Origin of the sequence: Rhodanobacter sp. Soil772 (genome assembly GCF_001428385.1) — a bacterium.
Lineage (GTDB): Bacteria > Pseudomonadota > Gammaproteobacteria > Xanthomonadales > Rhodanobacteraceae > Rhodanobacter.
Genome location: NZ_LMSK01000001.1, coordinates 365,810 through 384,211 on the forward strand (window position 1 = coordinate 365,810; position 18,402 = coordinate 384,211).

Here is an 18,402-nt window from a genome sequence, read left to right on the forward strand (position 1 = left end):
GTTATTTGCAGCCGCAGTTTCCCCTGCCAGTCGGCATGAGCTTTCACTCTTGGAACCTTCCCGGTGTGCGGGCGAACACCAGCGCGATATCACTTGCCGTCGCGCGAAGCCTGCCTTGCTTCCAACTGCACGCAGCGCACCTGCCTCCGTTCACTAACCGACGCAGCGGCACACGGAAGGTTCCCACTGATGCAGTAGTCGACGAGAAGTCGGCACGACGGACGAGCCGCTTGTGCGACATGTCCACGGGTGTGTGTGCTCTGCGCGGAACCTGCAGGCAACGGCATGCATCTCAATGGTGGGTCCGGGGCATCGTCGAGACGATTCGTCTGCACTGGCCGATCGAGGCGCGTTCGCGTCGAGATGTTTCTCCCTGTGGTTGCGTGCGTGCAGAACGCAGCCAGGGCCGATTCGCAGCTTTCCTGCATGACCGAGGTGACGCCACCGTGCCAACCCATGTTCCTTCCCAACGCGGCTTCACCCTGCTCGAACTGATGGTGGTCGTGGTCATCCTCGGCATTCTGGCCGCGCTGGTCGTGCCCAAGGTGATGAGCCGACCGGACGAGGCGCGAGTAACCGCCTCGCGGCAGGACGTGGCCAGCTTGATGCAGGCGCTGCAGCTGTACCGCCTGGACAACCAGCGCTATCCGACGACCGAGCAGGGCCTGCAGGCGCTGGTGACCAGGCCGGATTCCGCCCCGATCCCGCCGAACTGGAAACCCGAGGGATATGTCGGGCGCCTGCCCAAGGACCCCTGGGGGCATCCGTACGCGTACTTGAATCCCGGCGTGCACGGGGAAATCGATGTCTACGGTCTCGGTGCCGACGGCGCGCCGGGTGGAGAAGGCAACGACGCCGACATTGGGTCATGGACGTTGTGAGGGAAGCGAGCGCAGATGCTTCATGCCACCACTCGCTGCCACAAGCGCGGCTTCTCGTTGGTCGAGATGCTGGTTGTGGTGCTGATCATGGGCATCCTGGTGGGAACCATCGGCGCCAAGCTGCAACCCGGCAACCGCGACGTATTGCGTGTCGAAGCCGAGCGGCTTGCGCAACTGCTGGAGCTTGCTGCCCAGGAAGCGCGGATGTCCGGCACCGCCATTGTCTGGACGTCCGACGGTCACGGCTACAAATTCTGGCGGCAGGGCGGTGACGACATGTGGTCGGAGATCCGCGATGACGACGTGTTGCGTGCGCGCAGCCTTCCGCACGGCGTGGTGATATCGCAGCTGCGCAACGAAGCTGCCGCGCCACAGGCGATTCTGCGCCTGGAGTTTCCATCCGACGGTTCGATGTCCGCTTTCTCGATGGATATGACATTCGGCGCCGACGGCTACGGCGTCGCCGGCTCTCCGGTGGGCGACTTGCGGATCGCGCCGGGACAAGGAAAGACCTATGGCGACATGGCAGCACAATAACTCGCCGGGATTTACCCTGGTCGAGGTTCTCGTCGCCATGACGATCGTCGCGGTGTCGCTGCTGGCCGCGCTGCGCGTGGCCACGCAAGGCACCCACCATGTCGGCGAGCTGCAAGCGCGCATGTTTGCCGGCTGGGTCGCTGCCGATCGCCTGGCGGAGCATCACGCGCGCGGCGACTGGTTGCCGGTCGGCGTGCTCACGGGCGCCCAGCGCCAGGGCAATCTTGAACTCGGCTGGCGCGAAGAAGTGTCGTCGACGCCGAACGCGGCCTTCCGGCGCGTCGACATCTTCGTATTCGAGCCGGCGCAGGCATCGCACTTCCTGGCGCATTCCGTGGGTTTTGTCGTGAATCCCTCGGAGAGTCGCCGATGAACGTCGGCCGGCTTCGTGGCGCCCGTGGCTTCACCTTGATCGAGCTGCTGTCGGCGCTGCTCGTGCTTTCGCTGCTCACGTTGATGGCCTATCGCGGGCTCGGTGTGGTCATGGCATCGCGCGACCACATCCAGGCGGAATCCACGCGGTGGCGGCAGGCGGGGGCGTTTTTCACACGCTTCGAGCGCGACGTGCAACTCGCCGCGCCGCGCCCGGTGCGAAACGATGCCGGTACCTTGCCCGCGTGGCTCGGTCGGGGCAATGCGGTGCGGGCGCCGCTGCTGGAATTCACCCGTTTTGCCGGGAGCGACGGCGTCGACACGCCGCGCCGCGTCGGTTATGGGGTGAACGGCGCGCATCAAATCGAATTGTGGATCTGGCCCGCGCTCGACGTCGCTGCCGATGCAGCGCCGGCCCGGTACGTGGTGCTCGGTGGCGTCGCCCGCCTGAGCTTGCAATATCTCGGCCCGGCGCTGACCTGGAACAACGCATGGCCGACGGCGTCGACGGATCCGGCGCTGCCACTGGCCGTGCGCCTGCAAGTCGAGTTCGATTCCGGCGAAACCGTGGTGCGCGTATTCGCGCTGCGCTCATGAAGGGCCGGCAACGTGGTGCGGCCTTGCTGATGGCGATGGCGATCATGGCCGTGGCCGCGGTGGCCGCCACAACCATGCTGGTGGCCTTGAGTACGTGGTCGCGTCAGGCTGGACTGGTCACTGATCATGTCCAGGCGGAGGAACTGGTCGTGGCGGGAGGCGACTGGACGCGCGCGATGCTGTTCGACGACCGCCGCACCAGCGGGGACCTCGACCATGACGGGGAGCCGTGGGCCCTGCGGCTGCCACCGATACCGTTCGAGAACGGCGAACTTGCCGGCCGTATCGAGGATCAGCAGGGCCTGTTCAATCTCAACAACATGGTCCGGAACGGCAAGCTCGACGTGACGCAGTACACGCGTTTCCAACGTTTGCTGTCCATTCTCGGCTTGCCTGCGGAACTGGCTGACACGCTCGCCGACTGGATCGACGCCGACGGCACGGCGCAGCCGGCTGGCGGGGCGGAGGACGCGTACTACCGCGCGCTCGGCCACCCCTATCTCACGGCCAACAGGCCGTTGGTCGACCTGGACGAACTGGCCATGGTGCGCGGCTTCGACGCCGGCGTGCGCGCGCAGCTCAAGCCGTTTGTCACGGCGCTTCCGGCAACCACCGCGCTCAACGTGAACACGGCACCTGCCGAAGTCCTTGCCGCCGTGGTCGATGGTCTGGATCTGGATTCGGCGCGGGCGCTGGTCGCTCGCCGGAACGGCGTTTTCTACCGCAACAACGCCGACTTTCTGAGCCAGCTCGGCAACGATGCCACGGTACCCGGGCATGACATCCGCGTCGGCAGCGACTATTTCCTGGTCACGTTGCGGGTGACTTACGGCAAGGCGCGGGCCCGCGGCCAGATGCTGCTGGCGCGGACGAATCCGACGCGCTGGCCCGATGTTGTCTGGCGTAAAGTCCGATGAGCCTGCTGCGTATTTTCTGTCCGCTGTCGGCCGTGCCCGCGTCGTGCGAGTGGGTGCTGTTCGACGACAGCGCCGGTGTGCACCCGGGGGATGGCGCGCTGGCGCAACTGCCGCAGGGCGCCGCGCAAGTCGAGCTGGTGCTCGCCGCCAGCCAGGTGCTGATTGCACGAGCGCGATTGCCGGCGACACGCGGGCGCAGATCCGCAGCTCTGCTTGCCTACGCGGCCGAGGAAATGCTGGCATCCGATCCGGACGCCAACCAGGTGAGCAGGCTCGGCCAGGTCGATGGCGACGAGGTGCTCGCCGTGATGAGCCGGCAGCGACTGCAAAGCTGGCGCGCCGCGCTGGGCGCCGTCGGCGTCCACGTCGACGCCGTGTATTGCGAAACGCTGATGCTGCCGGTGCAAAGCGGAGAGTGGAGTCTCGCCTGGAACGGGCAGGAAGGTTATGTGCGCACCGGCGAGTTTGAAGGTGGCGCCACCGATTGCGGCGATCGGCAGACACCGCCACTGGCCCTGCAACTGCTGCTTGAGGGCGCGCGCGCGCACGATGCGGTCCCCACTTCGATTGCGCTCCATGCGGCGACGCCTGCGGCGCAGCCGGACGTCGAGGCGTGGCAGCGAAATCTCGGCGTCGGCATACGGCTCGCGCCGCAACTGGACTGGCGCACGGCGCCGGCAAAGCCCGCGGTTCGGATCGATCAGGAACGCGAGCACTGGCGTCCATCCGCAGCCGCGCTCATGCGCTGGCGGCAGATTGGCTGGATTCTGCTTGCGGCGCTGGTGTTGCACTCGGCGGCGTTGCTGGTCGACCGCATGCGACTGGCAAGCGAGCAGCATCAACTTCGCCAGCAGATGGAAGTGCGCTTTCGGTCGGCGTTCCCCGATGCCGTCGCTGTCGCGGACCCGGTGTTGCAGACGCGCCGGCAACTGGCCAAGGCACGGCACGCCGCCAACCAGCCGGACGCCGGGGATTTCCAGGTCATGCTCGGTAGGGTGGTTGCCGCACTGGCTGACGTACCGACCGCGCAGCTGCATGCGCTGTCGTACGAGGACGGGCGCATGACGCTGGAATTGAGCGCACCGGGGGACACACTCGTGCGCCGGGTCGAGGTCCGCCTGATTCAGGCGGGGTTTGACGTCCAGGTGCCGCAAGCGGCGCCTCGCGCCGGTCACGGCACGGTCACGCTGACGTTGAGATCGCCATGAAGCAGGCATGGAATCGGCTGTGGGCGTCGCGATCCTCGCAGGAGCGCCGGGTAATTGCGTTCGTCGCGCTCGGTCTTGGCATCGCGCTTTACGGGTGGCTGTTGCAGGCAACGACACAGGCGCGCCGGCAGCTGCTGCCTGCCGTTGCCCAACTGCAGGCGCAGGCCATTCGCCAGGGCGTGCAGGCGGACGAGATCATGCGTCTGCGCGCCATGCCGGCATCGACGCCATCGACGACGGATTTGCGCCAGCTGGTGCAACGCCAGGTGGACTCCAGCGGACTGGCCCGGTCGCTGGTGAGCATGGAGTCGATGGACGCATCTCACGTGAAGTTGGTATTCGGCAGTGTGGTGTTCACCGATTGGCTGGCCTGGGCGGACACCCTGCGAGCGCAGCACCTGCGCTTTGCCGCGGTACGGATCGAATCCCAGTCCACGCCCGGTCAGGTGAGTGTGACGGCGACTCTCGAACGGCCTGGTCGATGATGCGCCGTCCGACATGGCGAAGCATCGCCGCTGGCGTCGGCGTGACGCTGGCGGCCTATGTGCTGTTTCTCGTGGTGCTGGCGCCGGCCACGCTCCTCGATGGCGGCCTGCGGCACGCCACCGGTGGGACGCTGCGTCTCGCACAGGCGCACGGCACGCTGCGGTCCGGCAACGGGCGGCTCGAAGTGCGCGACAAGAACGGGCAGGGTGGCGTCGGCAAGGATCTGTCCTGGACGCTGCAGCCTCGCGCGCTGTGGCGTGGGCGTCTCGACTTCGAGGTCGCCGTCGACCACGCCACCGGGCGTTTCCCGGTGCGCATCTCGGCGAGCGGAATCGAGATGTCCAACGCCGATTTCTCCCTGCCGGCCAGCGCGCTCGGCATGGCTGTTCCGCGGATCGCGCCGCTCGGCCCGCGTGGCGATCTGGTCTTTCATGTCGCGAAGTTCTCCAGCGCCGGGGACAAGGTTTCGGCCGATGCCGTGGTGACGTGGAAGGACGCCGGCTCCGCCCTGACTCCGATCGCGCCGCTCGGCACCTACGAGCTTCGTCTTGACGACGCTGCCGGATATTTGCAGGCGACGCTGCGAACCCGCAGCGGCCCACTCCGCCTGGACGGCGGCGGGTCATGGCGTGGCAGCGGACCCCTGACGTTTTCCGCCACCGCGCGGGTCGATGCCCAGCACCGTCCACAACTGGCACCGCTGCTGCGCCTGATTGCCGTCGAGCGCGGCGATGGCGATTTCGCACTGCAATTCAACTCGCCGCTCGGCGGTGGAAACGCTGCTCCACGATCCGACGCGCCGTGAGGATTTCCCTGTACGGGAACCCGATTCTTCCCGCGGCCATCCCATCCGTGCAATGAGAGCGAATACAGACATGTCATCCGGCCGATCGAATTTCGCGCAAAGGGCGATCGCCGTCGTGTCGAAAGCCGGCGCGCTGTCGTTGCTTGGCTTCGTGCTGGCGTACTGGACTTGGGCGTGGTGGGCACCATCGCCGCTGCCAGCGGCCATGCAGACTTTCGAGCCTTCCGCCAGCCTCGCCGCCGCGGGCAACCTGTTTGGCCAGCCGCCGGGCGGCGCACGCGCCGATGTGCCGACCGGGCTGGCGGTCAAGCTGCTGGGTGTCATGGCTGCCATGCCGGAAGGGTCCGGTTACGCGCTGCTGCAGCTCGACGCGAAGGAGACCCAGCTCGTGCGTGCCGGCGGATATCTCGCGCCGGGCATCCGTCTTGAAAAGGTTCTACCGCAACAAGTGATCCTGCAGCGCAACGGATCGCGCGAAACCCTGGTCTGGCCGCGTCCCGTCCAGGCTCCCGCCACGACCACGAGTACTTCCGTCCGATGAAACGCCACTGGCCATTCCTCCCGTGCACACAAGCATGAAACACCATTGGTTGCAGCTCGCCGCCATGGCCGTGGTCCTGCTCGGCGCGGGCGCCCCGGTGTCGCGAGCCGCCGCGCCGCCGCCGGAAAGTTCGGCGTCGTCCAAGACCGTCACGCTCAATTTCGTCGATGCGGACATCGAGGGCGTGGTGAAGGCGATGGCAGAAATCACCGGCAAGAATTTCGTGATCGATCCGCGCGTCAAGGGCACCGTCAACATCATCTCGGCCCAGCCGGTGCCGCGCGACGCCGTGTATGACGTCTTCCTGTCAGCGCTGCGCCTGCAGGGGTTCACCGCCGTCGAAGACCACGGGCTCGTCAAGATCCTGCCGGAGGCGGACGCCAAGCTGCACCGCAATGTCGTGACCGGTCGACCGGCGGCCAGCGACGGCATGCAGACGCGCGTATTCACCCTGACCCATCAGTCGGCGGTGCAACTCGTGCCCACGCTGCGTCCGCTGGTGGCGCCCAACAACACCATCACGGCGCTGCAAAGCAGCAACACGTTGATCGTCACCGACTACGCCAGCAATCTCGAACGGCTGGCGGGCATCATCGCGGCGATCGATCAGCCGGAGGACGCCGGCGCGGCGATGATCGTCCTGCGGCATGCGTCCGCGCTGGATGCGGCGCGGACCATCAACAACCTGTTCGCGTCGGCGCCGCAATCCGTGCAGACGCTGCAGGGAGCGGATCCCACGCAGCGCATAGCGGTGATCGCCGATGCCCGCTCCAACAGCCTGCTGGTGCGCGCGGCAGATCCGGCGCGGCTTGCGCAGATCCGGAAATTCGCCGCCATGCTCGACTCGCCGACCAGCGCTGCCGGCAACGTCCACGTGGTCTATCTGAAGAACGCCGAGGCGACCAAGCTGGCCGAAACTCTGCGTGGCATCTACTCGGGCACCGCGGCTGCGCCCACGCAGGCGTCCGGCTCGGCCACGACAGAGGATGCGGCATCGTTGAACGAGGGTGCTGGTACGACTTCCACCCGCGGCCTGCAGGCATCGGCCGGCGGCAATGGCGCGCCGGCGATGGCGGATGCCGCGTCGCCGTCTGCCGCCGCCCCGGGCATCATCCAGGCGGATGCCGCCACCAATTCGATCATCATCACGGCGCCCGACGCGATCTACAACAACCTGCGTGCGGTGGTGGAAAAACTCGATGCGCGCCGCCTGCAGGTCTACGTCGAGGCACTGATCGTCGAACTTACCGCGGGCAAGGCCGGCGAGTTCGGCATCCAGTGGCAGGACCTCGGCGGCATCGGGAAGTCCGGCACGCAGGTTTTCGGCGGCACCAATTTCGGCGGCGCCGGCCAGAACATCATCGGCATTGCGCAGAACCCGGCCAGCGTCGGTCCCGGGCTGAATATCGGCACGCTGCGCGGAACGGTGACCGTCGGTGGCGTGCAGATCCTGAACCTTGGTCTGCTCGCGCGCGCGCTGCAGACGGACAACAACGCGAATATCCTGTCCACGCCGACCCTGCTTACCCTGGACAACGAGGAGGCGAAGATCGTGGTCGGCCAGAACGTCCCGTTCATCACCGGCCAGTACGCGGTTTCGGGCGCAGCGACCACGCCGTCGCCGTTCCAGACCATCGAGCGGAAGGATGTGGGGCTGACGCTGAAGATCCGCCCGCAGATATCGGAAGGCGGCGTCGTGCGTCTGCAGATCTACCAGGAAGTGTCGAGCGTGGTCGACACTGCCAATCCCGCCGGCGTCATCACCAACACGCGGTCGATCGAGTCGACCGTCCTCGTCGACGACGGGCAGATCATCGTGCTTGGCGGCCTGATCCAGGACTCGGTCAATGGCGGCGAATCCAGGGTGCCCGTGCTGGGCAGCATCCCGGTGCTGGGCGGCTTGTTCCGCTACAACAACCATTCGCGCACCAAGACCAATCTGATGGTGTTCCTGCGCCCGACCATCCTGCGTGATTCGCAGGATGCCAATGCGTTGACCAACGAGCGCTACAGCTACATCCGCGGCGAACAACTGCGCGCCGAGCCGGTACGTGGCGCGGTGCACCGCAACGACCCGCTGCCGCTGCTGCCAACCCCGCCAGCCGCTGCGGACAATCCGCAATGAGTACGACATGCTGACGAAACCACCCGTGTCGTACGCCTTCGTCAAGGCCAACGGCGTGGCCGTTACCGGGCTTGGCGACGGCGTCGCCGAAGCTGTCGTTCGGTACGGCGCGTCGGCCGGAGCATTGGCCGAGTTGCGGCGTGCGCTGGGCATGCCCGTTCGCGCGCAGCGCGTCAGTGCCGGCGAATTCGACGAGCGCATCTCCGCCTTGTACAACGGCGCAGGCGAAGGCGCTGCCGCCCTGGCGGACGACCTGGCGCAAGATCTGGATCTGTCCCGGTTGCTGCAGGACATTCCTCGGGTCGAGGATCTGCTGGACAGCCAGAACGACGCGCCGTTGATCCGCCTGATCAACGCGCTGCTGACCCAGGCGCTGCGCGAGGGCGCCTCGGATATCCATATCGAGCCGTTCGAGTCGCGCTCGGTGGTGCGCCTGCGCATCGACGGCACGCTGCGCGACCTGATCGAACCGGCACGTGCGCTGCACACGGCCATCGTGTCGCGCATAAAAATCATGGCGCAGCTGGACATCGCCGAGAAACGCCTGCCGCAGGATGGCCGCATCGCGCTGCGTGCCGCCGGAAAGCCCATCGACGTGCGCGTATCGACGATCCCGACCGGGCACGGCGAACGCGTCGTGCTGCGTCTGCTGGACAAGCAGGCGGGGCGGCTGGACCTGTCGCGGTTGGGCATGGATGGCGGCACGCTGTCGCGAATGGATGCGCTGATCCACGAACCGCACGGCATCATCCTGATGACGGGCCCGACCGGGTCGGGCAAGACCACGACCTTGTACGCCGCGCTGTCGCGCCTGGACCCGAAGGCGCTGAACATCATGACGGTCGAGGACCCGATCGAGTACGACCTCGACGGCATCAACCAGACGCAAACCAACAGTCGCATCGACATGAGTTTCGCGCGCGCCTTGCGCACCATTCTGCGCCAGGATCCGGATGTGATCATGATTGGCGAGATACGCGACCTGGAGAGCGCCGAGATTGCCATCCAGGCCAGCCTCACCGGCCACCTGGTCATCACCACGCTGCACACGAACGATGCGGTGAGCGCGGTCACCCGTCTGGTCGACATGGGCGTCGAACCCTTTTTGCTGGCCTCCAGCCTGATTGGCATCGGTGCCCAGCGTCTGGTGCGCAAACTCTGTCTGGAGTGCCGGCAGCCACTGGAACCCGATGCCGCGCAGCTGCGTTTCCTCGGCCTGGCGTCCCCGTCCGGCCAGTTCCACGCGCCGAGTGGCTGCCTCGCGTGCAACCGCTCCGGCTACAAAGGTCGGACGGGTATCTACGAGTTGCTCACCGTCGATGACGCGTTGCGCCGGCTCGTCCACGATCGGGCCGACGAGCAGACGCTGCGCGAACACGCCAGCGCGTGCGGCATGGGTTCGCTGCGTGACGACGGCATGCGGCTCGCCGCCGAAGGCACGGTAAGCGTGGAGGAAGTGCTGCGCGTCACGCGCGCACGATGACGCGATGGAGGCGTTCCGCTACCAGGCTCTCGACAGCGTCGGACACTCCAGGTCCGGCGTGGTGCAGGCCGATTCCCCGCGTCATGCCCGCACCCAACTGCGCAGCCAGGGCCTGTATCCCGAGCAGGTCGACCGCGTTCGCAACCGGGAGCGTGCCACGCCGATGTGGTCGCGCGGCATCCCCGCCGCCGAGCTGAGCCTGCTGACCCGCCAGCTGGCCACCTTGCTTGCGTCGGGGTTGACCATGGAACACGCGTTGACCGCCTTGATCGAGGAGGTCTCGGCGATGAAGACGCGGGAAGTGCTTGGAGGCGTCAAGGCCGAGGTCACCGGCGGTCTTTCGCTGGCGGCGGCACTTGGCATCTACGGCCGGCATTTCCCCGACTACTACCGGGCGCTGGTACGCGGTGGCGAAGAGTCCGGCGCCTTGCCCAAGGTGTTGCAGCATCTGGCCGACTATCTGGACGCCCGCCAGGCGCTCCATCAGAAAACCAGCCTCGCGCTGCTGTACCCGGCGCTGGTCACGTTCGTGGCCATCTGCGTGGTGACCGGGTTGCTGGTCTATGTGGTGCCGCAGATCGTGCAGGTTTTCCAGCAATCGCGGCAGAGTCTGCCGCTGCTCACCCGTGGATTGATCGCCGTTTCCGACTTCCTGCGCGGGGCGGGGCCATGGCTTGCCGGCGTCGGCGTCTGTGCCGCGCTGGGCGCGCGCGTCGCGCTGCGGCGCGATCGCCATCGCCGCCGCTGGCATGCTTTCCTGCTGCGCCTGCCCGGGCTTGGACCGGCCATCCGCGGGCTGAACACCTCGCGCTTTGCCAGCACCCTGGCGATTCTCGTCGGTGGTGGCGTGCCACTGCTGGCGGCACTCGACTACAGTGCCCGCGCCATGTCCAACATGGTGATGCACGATGGCATCAAGGCCGCTATCGAACGCGTGCGCGAAGGCGAAGGCCTGGCGCACGCGCTGAGTGCGACGCACATCTTCCCGCCACTCATGCTGCACCTGGTGGGCAGCGGGGAATCCAGCGGCAAGCTCGAACACATGCTCGAACGCGCGGCCCAGCTCGAAACGCAGACCCTCGAACGACGCCTGGCGGTTCTGCTGACCCTGCTTGAGCCGGTCATGATTCTGGTGATGGGCGGCGTGGTGCTGGTCATTGTCCTGGCCATCCTGCTGCCCATCATGGAGATCAACCAGTTGGTGCGGTGAGACGCCCGCAGGCGGCAACGCGGGGGCCGCGCCTTGAGCAGGCACTTGATGTTCGTCATCGCCTGTTTTCGCCGTGCCGGCGGCGCTTGTGCCTGCGGCGTGCGGCCGTCGGTCGGGCTATTCGAGTTCGCGCAGATGCGCGGCCCTATCGGCGTGGCCGTGCACGTACGCCAGTTGGCGGTGAAGCTTGGCCAGCGGGTCCATCACGGCGGTGTCGGCTCCGATCACGAACAGGCTCGGTTCGATCCAGCCGCTGCTGCCGACGCCAATGGCCGGGTAAACGCTGACGTCAGGCAGGTCTTGCAGCGCGGCCAGCAACGCCTGTTGAGCGGCGATGTTGTCTGCCGCCGCGCGACGGCGTGCCTGTGGATTCCAGGCGGTGATGAAGGCCCAGGGCCGGGCTCCGACTGCAGCCATGAGTTCGGCGGGCAGCGGCAGGTCGATGCGGATCGTGGCCCAGGTCAGCGTGTCCAGGTTGACGTGGTAAGCCGTGGCCCGGAAGGCTTCACGCAGCAATTCATCCATGGCGAAGCTCCGGCAGGGGCGGCAGGCTGGACTGGAACAGTTGCACCGCGGCATCAGGGTCGACATCGGCCACCTGGTTTACCCCGCCCAGCAGCCGTTCCAGCAAGGCGTCCTGCGCGCGCCCGCGTTCCAGTGCGTAGGCGTAGGGCACATGGGTGAAGGTCACCAGGCGATAACGCGCCATGTAGTGGCTGGGCAAGCGCTGCGCCAGCAGTGCACCCAGTTCGCGCTTGGCCAGGTAGTGCGGGTCGACCACCGAGTCGCGCATCTCGACGTAGTTTTCCAGCGCCATCGCGGCGATCGCGTCGGCGTTCGGCTGGCGCACGCGCTGGAATTCGGCGAACACGTCGGCGCTGTCGTCCGGCGCCTCGGCCAGCAGGTTCGCCAGCACCACGGTGTCCTCGAAGCCGCAATTCATGCCCTGGCCGTGGAACGGCACGATCGCGTGCGCGGCGTCGCCCAGCAGCAGCGCGCGGCCGCCCAGATGCCAGCGGTCGAGGTACAGCGTGGACAGCGTGCCGACCGGATGGCTGTCGAAATCCTCGTCGAAGCGCGGGATCAGCGGCGGCAGGCCCGGGAACTGTTCGCGGAAGAATGCAGCCGCGGCCGTGGCATCGGGCAGGGTGGCGAAACTCGGCGCGGCGCCCTGCGCCGGCAGGAACAGCGTGACGGTGAAGCTGCCTTCGGTATTCGGCAGTGCGATGCACATGTAGCCGCCGCGCGGCCAGATGTGCAGCGCGTGCGGCTCCAGCGCGAACTGGTCGCGGCCGCCGCTGAGCTGCAGCACCGCGGCCGGCAACTGGCTGGCCGGCGGAATTTCCAGTTCCTTGTAGCCGTGGCCGAGCGACTCGATCCGCTCGCCCAACGGCGCATGCTCGTTCATTGCCGCGCGCACCGCGGAGCCGGCGCCGTCCGCGCCGACCAGCAGGCCGACATCCAGTTCGCGCTCCACGCCAGCCTCGTCGGCGAGCCGGATGCGCTGCCGCCCGAAGTCGGCGCCGACCAGCGACTGGCCGAAATGAAAGCGCACGCCGACCGCCTCGGCCGCATCCAGCAGCAGCATGTTCAGCGCGCCGCGCGAGACCGACCAGATCACCTCGCTGTCGTCCACGCCGTAGCGCTGCAGGCCGCTGTTGCCGTCGCGGTCGTGCACCATGCGTCCGCGCATCATCACCGCGCGCTGCAGCACGTCGTCGGCCAGGCCGGCCGTGCGCAGCGCCTGCAGCCCGCGTTCGGCCAGCGCCAGGTTGATCGAGCGGCCACCGCTGTCCATGGATGGACGAGTGCCGCGGGCGCAGGATGCGCTGGAGCGGCCCAGAAAGCCGGCCAGCCGCGGATCAGGCCGTTTCTCGAAAACCTCGACCGCGAAGCCGCGTCGCGCCAGCTGTTGCGCCAGCAACGCGCCGACCAGACCGCCGCCAATGAGGGTGATGGGTTGCTGCGCCATGCTGCGGTCCGTGAGGGGAATCTGCTCACTGTTCCGCAAGCGAAGCGGGACTGCAATCCCGGGCGATCCATTTCGTGCCGCAAGAGCGCTGCCGGGTGGGTGGTTGGTGTCCGATGCCGGCGAATCCGGTGTGGATGCCGCGGTTTTCTCGGCAGCAACGAGAAGGGCCGACCCTGGCGGGCCGGCCCTTCTTTTCCACGTACTTCCTTGTTGCTTACTGGCAGGTCACGCCGACGGCGTTGAACGCCGCCACCACGTCGCTGCGCGAGTAGCCGTAGTCGTCTGCCGCGGATTCCACGCCGCAGGCGCCGGCGTTGAACGTGGAGGTCGCCGTCCAGTACATCGCGTTGGCGTGCGCGAAGACCTCGAAGGCCTTCTTCGTATTCCAGTTCGACGACTTCGCCAGCGTGCAGAACGCCTTGTTGTAGACGCCGCTGGAGTAATGCACGTCCAGCGAACTGGTGTAGTTCGCCGCGTTGTCGATCGAGCCGCCGTCCAGCGTCGGCGTGCACATCCAGCGCAGCGCGGTGCCGTTCTTGATGATCTCCGCACCCACCAGCCAGTCGTTGTGGCCGCGGTCGAAGTATTCGGCGGCTTCGCCGGCCATGTCCGAGAACGCCTCGTTCATGCCGCCGGACTGGCCGGAATACTGCAGGTTGGAGTTCTGTTCGGTGAAGCCGTGGCTGATCTCGTGGCTGGTGACGTCCAGCGAAGTCAGCGGATAGAAGTAGCTGGCGCCGTCACCGAAGTTCATCGACGAGCCGTTCCAGAACGCGTTCTCGTAGTTGCGGCCGTAGTGCACGTTCATCACCAGCGAGAAGCTCAGCGGCGGCGCGCCGAGCCAGCTGTTGTACATGTCGTGCACGACGCTGCCGAAGTGGTGCGCGTCGTTGATCGGCGAATACGCGCCGTTTGCGGCATCGCCGCTGCTGTTCGGGCAGATGAAGCTCCACAGCGTGCCGCGGCGCGTGCTGCCGGCCATGTTGTTGGTCGCCACGTCCGGATTCTGCATGGTGCAGGTAGAGCCGGACTGGGTGACGGCGAGCGCCGCATAGTCGGTGCCGTAGAAGTACTGGCCGGTCTTCAGGTTGCCGCCGGCGCCGGTGGCGAGGGCGGGAGTGCCGGTGCCGCCGCCACCACCACCCGGCTTGCCCTTGGTGGTGAGGCCTTCCCAGGACTGGATCACTTCCCCGGTGTTGGCGTCGATGATTGCCATCGGGCGCGTCGGCGCGCCGTTACGATCGACGAAGAACGACGTGACGTAGGCGAGACGCGCGCGGTTGCCTTCGGCGTAGACGTACAGCTCGCTCTTCGCGCTCTGGATGTCGCTGTCCTGGATGCCGTTGACGCCGATGCCGAGCGGTAGAAGGCCGGCGTGCGCGCGCAGGAGGGCGGTCGCGCGGGCGCCGCTGATGGCGGGGGCGACCGAGCTGATGTCGTGGCCGATCCCGCGCGAGATCTCGCCGCTGACGCCGAGTACGTTGCCGCTGCCGTCGCGTTCCACCGCGACACTGCGGCCGTATACGGGCACGCCGCGGAAAGTCTGTTGCTCACGGGTTTTGAGGGTTCCGTGGGCGGTACGTGCCTGCAGGCGCGGCGACAACGAGGCATCGGCATCCAGACCGATGCGGCTGGCGAGGGCTGCGGGCGCGATCTTGCCCATGGATTGGGCCTGAACGCGCGTGTGCGTGGCGGCACCGGCATCGGACATGGCGGCCAGGCCGATAGCGCCCAACAGCGCAACGACAAGTGGTTTGTGCATCATCAGTGTTTCCCCTCCCTAGTGTGACTGGAAAGACGTCCCAGGCCGGTTTCCCCGGTGGTGGTACGTCTTGCGGCCCGGTCGCGGGAAGTCCCCCCCAGGACAGATCGGCGACCGGATCGCAGGAAACTACGCCTCGCCCCAGTCCTGGTCAATGACCATATTTCGTATATCGGCGCTACCCGGAAGTGCTCCGGGGGCCAAGCCGTGCCCGGCTCAGAAGCTCATGAAGTAGCCGCCATTCACCGGCAGGTTGGCGCCCGTGATGTAGCCGCCATCGTCGGCGCTGAGGAAGACCACCGCGCGGGCGATGTCGGCGGGCGAACCGAGCCGGCCGATCGGAATGTCGGCGACGATCTGGGCGCGGATGTCGGCGGAGACGGCGGCGACCATCGGGGTGTCGCAGTAACCGGGCGACACGGTGTTGACGGTGACGCCCTTGCGCGCGGTCTCGCGCGCCAACGCCATGCCGAAGGCGTGCACGCCGGCCTTGGCGGCGGAATAGTTGGTCTGCCCGAACTGGCCGGTCTGGCCGTTGACCGAGCTGATGTTGACGATGCGGCCGAAGCCGCGCGCGGTCATGCCTTCGACCACGTTGCGGCACATGTTGAACACGCCATCCAGGTTCACCCGCATCAGCTCGTGCCATTGCTGCGGCGTCATCTTGCGCAGGCTGGCGTCGCGGGTGATGCCGGCGGCGTTGACCAGGACGTCGACGCTGCCGTGCTGCTGCTCGATGCGCGCGACCAGCTGCTGGCAGCTGTCGAAGTCGCTGACATCGACCGGCTCGAACGCGATGGTATCGCCGAAATCGGCGGTTTCGGCGTGGAATGCGGCCACGCGCTCCTCCCGCGAAGCGAGGTCCAGGGCGATCACCCGGCGGCCGGCCCGGGCCAGCTGGCGGCAGATTTCCGTGCCGAGGCCGCCGATGCCGCCGGTGACCAGGGCGACGCGCTTGGGTAGGGCGGAATGGCTCATGGCTGTGTATCCAATGGCTTGATCATGCCGCAAGGCAGCACGTGCTGTGCTGCAGCGATCGGATCGGGAAACAGACGGACGGTGCGTCGATGCGCGCCGTCGGCCGGGCTGGAATCAGCCGGATTTCTTGCCGCCGCGACTGCCGGCGCCCGGGGTCGGGATCACCTGGGCGGCGGTGTCGATCAGCCCGCGCTGCATGGCCTGGAACGCGGCCATGTTGCGTTCGGTCAGGTCGTTCAGTGTGTTCCAGGGGGTTTGCCCCATCAGGCTGTTGAGCTGGCTGCGGAACTGCGTCTGCTGGTCCAGGAACACCTGCAGGCTGCGCTCCAGGTAGGGTCCCATGAAGCCCTGCAGCGAATCGCCGTAGAAGCGGATGATCTGGCTGAGCAACTGCGGCGACAGCATCGGCTGCCCCTTGTCTTCGTGCTCGGAGATGATCTGCAGCAGGACCGAACGGGTCAGATCCTCGCCGCTCTTGGCGTCGCGGACTTCGAAGTCCTCGTTATCCAGGACCAGCTGGCGAACCTCTTCCAGCGTGATGTAGCTGGAGATCTCCGTGTCGTAGAGACGCCGGTTCGGGTACTTCTTGATGGTGCGTTTTGTTTGTGCCATGCGGCGAACGCTAGCAGAAGATATTGCGCCGCACCAGTCGTGGCCCGGGTGTTCATGCTGCAGCCGGCGGCTGCAGCAATTTAAGAGCCTGCTCATGATCTTCAAGTACCCCGCGTTGTCATCGAGTGGCCGCCAGGTGGTAGTGCGTGGCGCAGCGCCTGCCTGACTGGCAGGCCAAGCCGCGCGCTGCCGCATGGCGGCCACTCGATGGCAACCCGAAGGGCCGGGTCTGTTTGCCCGCATGCCGGCGTCATCACTCAGTCGTGGACGGATGTCCACTCCTTCGTTCTTCCTTGTCCTGCGCGCAAACAGCTCCCGGCGCGGGGTACTTGAAGATCATGAGCAGGCTCTTAGTGACCGACCGCGCCGCCCGCGCTGCCGAACGGCGGCTTGGCGAACCACAGCACCGGAATCAGCAGCACGAACAGAATCGCGCAAGCCCAGAACACGTCGTTCACCGCCAGGGTCAGCGCCTCGCGCGTCAGCAACTGGTCGATCAGGCCCAGGCTTTGCGTGTGCGACAGCCCGCCATGCGACAACTGGCCGATGAACTCGGTAGTCGCCGGATGGCCGGGGCTGACGTATTCGGTCAGCGTGGCGTGGTGGGATTCGCCGCGGTGCTGCCACATGGTCACCATGATCGCGGTGGATACGCTCGAGCCGATCGTGCGGCAGAAGTTGGACAGGCCCGAGGCGCTGGCGATCTGATCCACCGGCAGGCCGGACAAGTAGACCTGGTTCAATGGAATGAAGAAACACGGGATCGCCAGACCCATCACGAAGCGCGGCACCACCAGGGTGGAGAACGAGGCGGAGCTGTCGAAGGTGGAAAACCAGTACGCGGTGCCGGCGAAGACCAGGAACGCGAACGTCACCACCGCGCGCAAGTCCAGCTTGTGCATGTTCTTGCCCAGGATCGGCGCGATCAGGAACGCCAGCACGCCGACCGGCGCGGTGGCCAGGCCGGCCCAGGTGGCGGTGTAGCCCAGGGTGATCTGCAGCCACAGCGGGAACACCACGTTGATGCCGAAGAACGCGAACATGCCCAGCGACAGGCTGACCACGCCGACGGTGAAGTTGCGCTGCTTGAACAGCGACAGGTCGACCACCGGATGCTTCGCGTGCAGTTCCCACACGATCAGGAAGGTGAGGCAGACCAGCGCGATGAGGCCGAGGGTGAGGATCATCGGCGAGGAGAACCAGTCGTGGTCGTTGCCGTTGTCCAGCATGAACTGCAGCGCGCCCACGCCGATCACCAGCAGGGCCAGGCCGACCATGTCGATCGGCGCCTTGAAGGTCTTCGTCTCGCGCTTGCGCAGCAGGCCCCAGGTGACCACCGCCGCTGCCAGCCCGACCGGCAGGTTGATGTAGAAGATCCACGGCCACGAGAAATTGTCGGTCAGCCAGCCGCCCAGGATCGGCCCGAAGATCGGCGCCACCACCACGGTCATCGCCCACAGCGCCAGCGCGATGCCCTGTTTCTCCTTCGGATAGTTCGACAGCAGCAAGGTCAGCGACAACGCCACCATCGGGCCGGAGCCGGCGCCCTGCAGCAGGCGACCGATCACCAGCATCGGCATGCTGGTGGCCAGGCCGCACAGCATCGAAAAGATCACGAACATCAGCACCGAACCGACGAAGGTCTTCACCTCGCCGAAACGGCGCGCCAGCCAGCCGGTCAGTGGCTGCATGATCGCGCTGGCCAGCGCGTACGAACTGATCGTCCAGGTGCCTTCGCTGGGGCTCACGCCGAGGCTGCCGGCGATGTGTGGCACCGCGACGTTGACGATCGTCATGTCCAGCACCTCCATGAAGGTGCTGAACGCGACGGCGATGGTGAGCAACGCCAGCGGGGCGCCGTGCAGCGGCTTCAGCGTGGCGTCGGGTGCGGCGTCGTTCGGCGTGGCGGCCATGGT

At 66.8% G+C, this 18,402-nt stretch carries 18 protein-coding genes; 12 read left to right on the plus strand and 6 right to left on the minus strand.

Annotated features, from left to right (window positions below):
* Positions 1 to 446: 446 nt before the first annotated feature.
* The 12 genes from gspG (at position 447) to gspF (ending at position 11,162) form a co-directional block, all read left to right on the plus strand.
* Positions 447 to 881, plus strand: a complete 435-nt coding sequence (gene gspG, locus ASG75_RS01840) for a type II secretion system major pseudopilin GspG (protein ID WP_157616870.1) — start codon at positions 447 to 449, stop codon at positions 879 to 881.
* A gap of 15 nt (positions 882 to 896) precedes the next feature.
* Positions 897 to 1,418 carry a GspH/FimT family pseudopilin gene (locus ASG75_RS01845; RefSeq protein ID WP_056385176.1) on the plus strand — a complete coding sequence of 174 codons (522 nt, stop codon included), beginning with the start codon at positions 897 to 899 and terminating at the stop codon, positions 1,416 to 1,418.
* Positions 1,396 to 1,791 (plus strand): type II secretion system minor pseudopilin GspI, encoded by a 396-nt coding sequence (gene gspI, locus ASG75_RS01850; protein WP_056385177.1) that lies wholly within the window; start codon positions 1,396 to 1,398, stop codon positions 1,789 to 1,791. Before ASG75_RS01845 ends, gspI begins: the two co-directional genes overlap by 23 nt.
* Positions 1,788 to 2,387 carry a type II secretion system minor pseudopilin GspJ gene (gene gspJ, locus ASG75_RS01855; protein ID WP_056385179.1) on the plus strand — a complete coding sequence of 200 codons (600 nt, stop codon included), beginning with the start codon at positions 1,788 to 1,790 and terminating at the stop codon, positions 2,385 to 2,387. The genes gspI and gspJ overlap by 4 nt, the downstream gene beginning before the upstream one ends.
* Positions 2,384 to 3,304, plus strand: a complete 921-nt coding sequence (gspK, locus tag ASG75_RS01860; RefSeq protein WP_056385181.1) for a type II secretion system minor pseudopilin GspK — start codon at positions 2,384 to 2,386, stop codon at positions 3,302 to 3,304. The genes gspJ and gspK overlap by 4 nt, the downstream gene beginning before the upstream one ends.
* Entirely contained in the window at positions 3,301 to 4,512 is a 1,212-nt protein-coding gene (gene gspL / locus ASG75_RS01865) for a type II secretion system protein GspL (RefSeq protein ID WP_056385183.1), read from the plus strand. Before gspK ends, gspL begins: the two co-directional genes overlap by 4 nt.
* A complete protein-coding gene (gene gspM / locus ASG75_RS01870; protein WP_056385185.1) occupies positions 4,509 to 4,997 on the plus strand; it encodes a type II secretion system protein GspM in 489 nt (162 codons plus the stop codon). Before gspL ends, gspM begins: the two co-directional genes overlap by 4 nt.
* A complete protein-coding gene (locus tag ASG75_RS01875) occupies positions 4,994 to 5,803 on the plus strand; it encodes a type II secretion system protein N (RefSeq protein WP_082547467.1) in 810 nt (269 codons plus the stop codon). Before gspM ends, ASG75_RS01875 begins: the two co-directional genes overlap by 4 nt.
* Before the next feature lie 70 nt (positions 5,804 to 5,873).
* Positions 5,874 to 6,344, plus strand: coding sequence for a type II secretion system protein N (locus tag ASG75_RS01880; RefSeq protein ID WP_056385189.1), 471 nt, complete (start codon positions 5,874 to 5,876; stop codon positions 6,342 to 6,344).
* Between the two features lie 34 nt (positions 6,345 to 6,378).
* Entirely contained in the window at positions 6,379 to 8,469 is a 2,091-nt protein-coding gene (gspD, locus tag ASG75_RS01885; protein WP_056385191.1) for a type II secretion system secretin GspD, read from the plus strand.
* A 7-nt stretch (positions 8,470 to 8,476) separates the two neighbouring features.
* The gene (gene gspE, locus ASG75_RS01890) at positions 8,477 to 9,952 is read left to right on the plus strand and encodes a type II secretion system ATPase GspE (protein WP_056385193.1); all 1,476 of its coding nucleotides are present in this window, start codon (positions 8,477 to 8,479) and stop codon (positions 9,950 to 9,952) included.
* A 4-nt stretch (positions 9,953 to 9,956) separates the two neighbouring features.
* Positions 9,957 to 11,162, plus strand: a complete 1,206-nt coding sequence (gene gspF, locus ASG75_RS01895) for a type II secretion system inner membrane protein GspF (protein WP_056385195.1) — start codon at positions 9,957 to 9,959, stop codon at positions 11,160 to 11,162.
* Positions 11,163 to 11,279: 117 nt separating this feature from the next.
* Here gspF and ASG75_RS01900 read toward each other — a convergent pair whose 3' ends face one another.
* The 6 genes from ASG75_RS01900 to ASG75_RS01925 form a co-directional block, all read right to left on the minus strand.
* On the minus strand, positions 11,280 to 11,687 hold the full coding sequence (locus ASG75_RS01900) for a DUF3293 domain-containing protein (RefSeq protein WP_056385197.1): 408 nt from the start codon (positions 11,685 to 11,687) through the stop codon (positions 11,280 to 11,282).
* On the minus strand, positions 11,680 to 13,134 hold the full coding sequence (locus tag ASG75_RS01905; protein WP_056385199.1) for an NAD(P)/FAD-dependent oxidoreductase: 1,455 nt from the start codon (positions 13,132 to 13,134) through the stop codon (positions 11,680 to 11,682). The genes ASG75_RS01900 and ASG75_RS01905 overlap by 8 nt, the downstream gene beginning before the upstream one ends.
* Positions 13,135 to 13,348: 214 nt before the next feature.
* Complete coding sequence (locus ASG75_RS01910; RefSeq protein WP_056385201.1) at positions 13,349 to 14,899, minus strand: M4 family metallopeptidase; 1,551 nt, start codon at positions 14,897 to 14,899, stop codon at positions 13,349 to 13,351.
* A gap of 213 nt (positions 14,900 to 15,112) precedes the next feature.
* Positions 15,113 to 15,874 (minus strand): acetoacetyl-CoA reductase, encoded by a 762-nt coding sequence (phbB, locus tag ASG75_RS01915; protein WP_056385203.1) that lies wholly within the window; start codon positions 15,872 to 15,874, stop codon positions 15,113 to 15,115.
* Positions 15,875 to 15,988: 114 nt separating this feature from the next.
* Positions 15,989 to 16,486 carry a polyhydroxyalkanoate synthesis repressor PhaR gene (gene phaR, locus ASG75_RS01920; RefSeq protein WP_056385205.1) on the minus strand — a complete coding sequence of 166 codons (498 nt, stop codon included), beginning with the start codon at positions 16,484 to 16,486 and terminating at the stop codon, positions 15,989 to 15,991.
* A gap of 350 nt (positions 16,487 to 16,836) precedes the next feature.
* Complete coding sequence (locus ASG75_RS01925; RefSeq protein WP_056385206.1) at positions 16,837 to 18,399, minus strand: DHA2 family efflux MFS transporter permease subunit; 1,563 nt, start codon at positions 18,397 to 18,399, stop codon at positions 16,837 to 16,839.
* Positions 18,400 to 18,402: the final 3 nt, after the last annotated feature.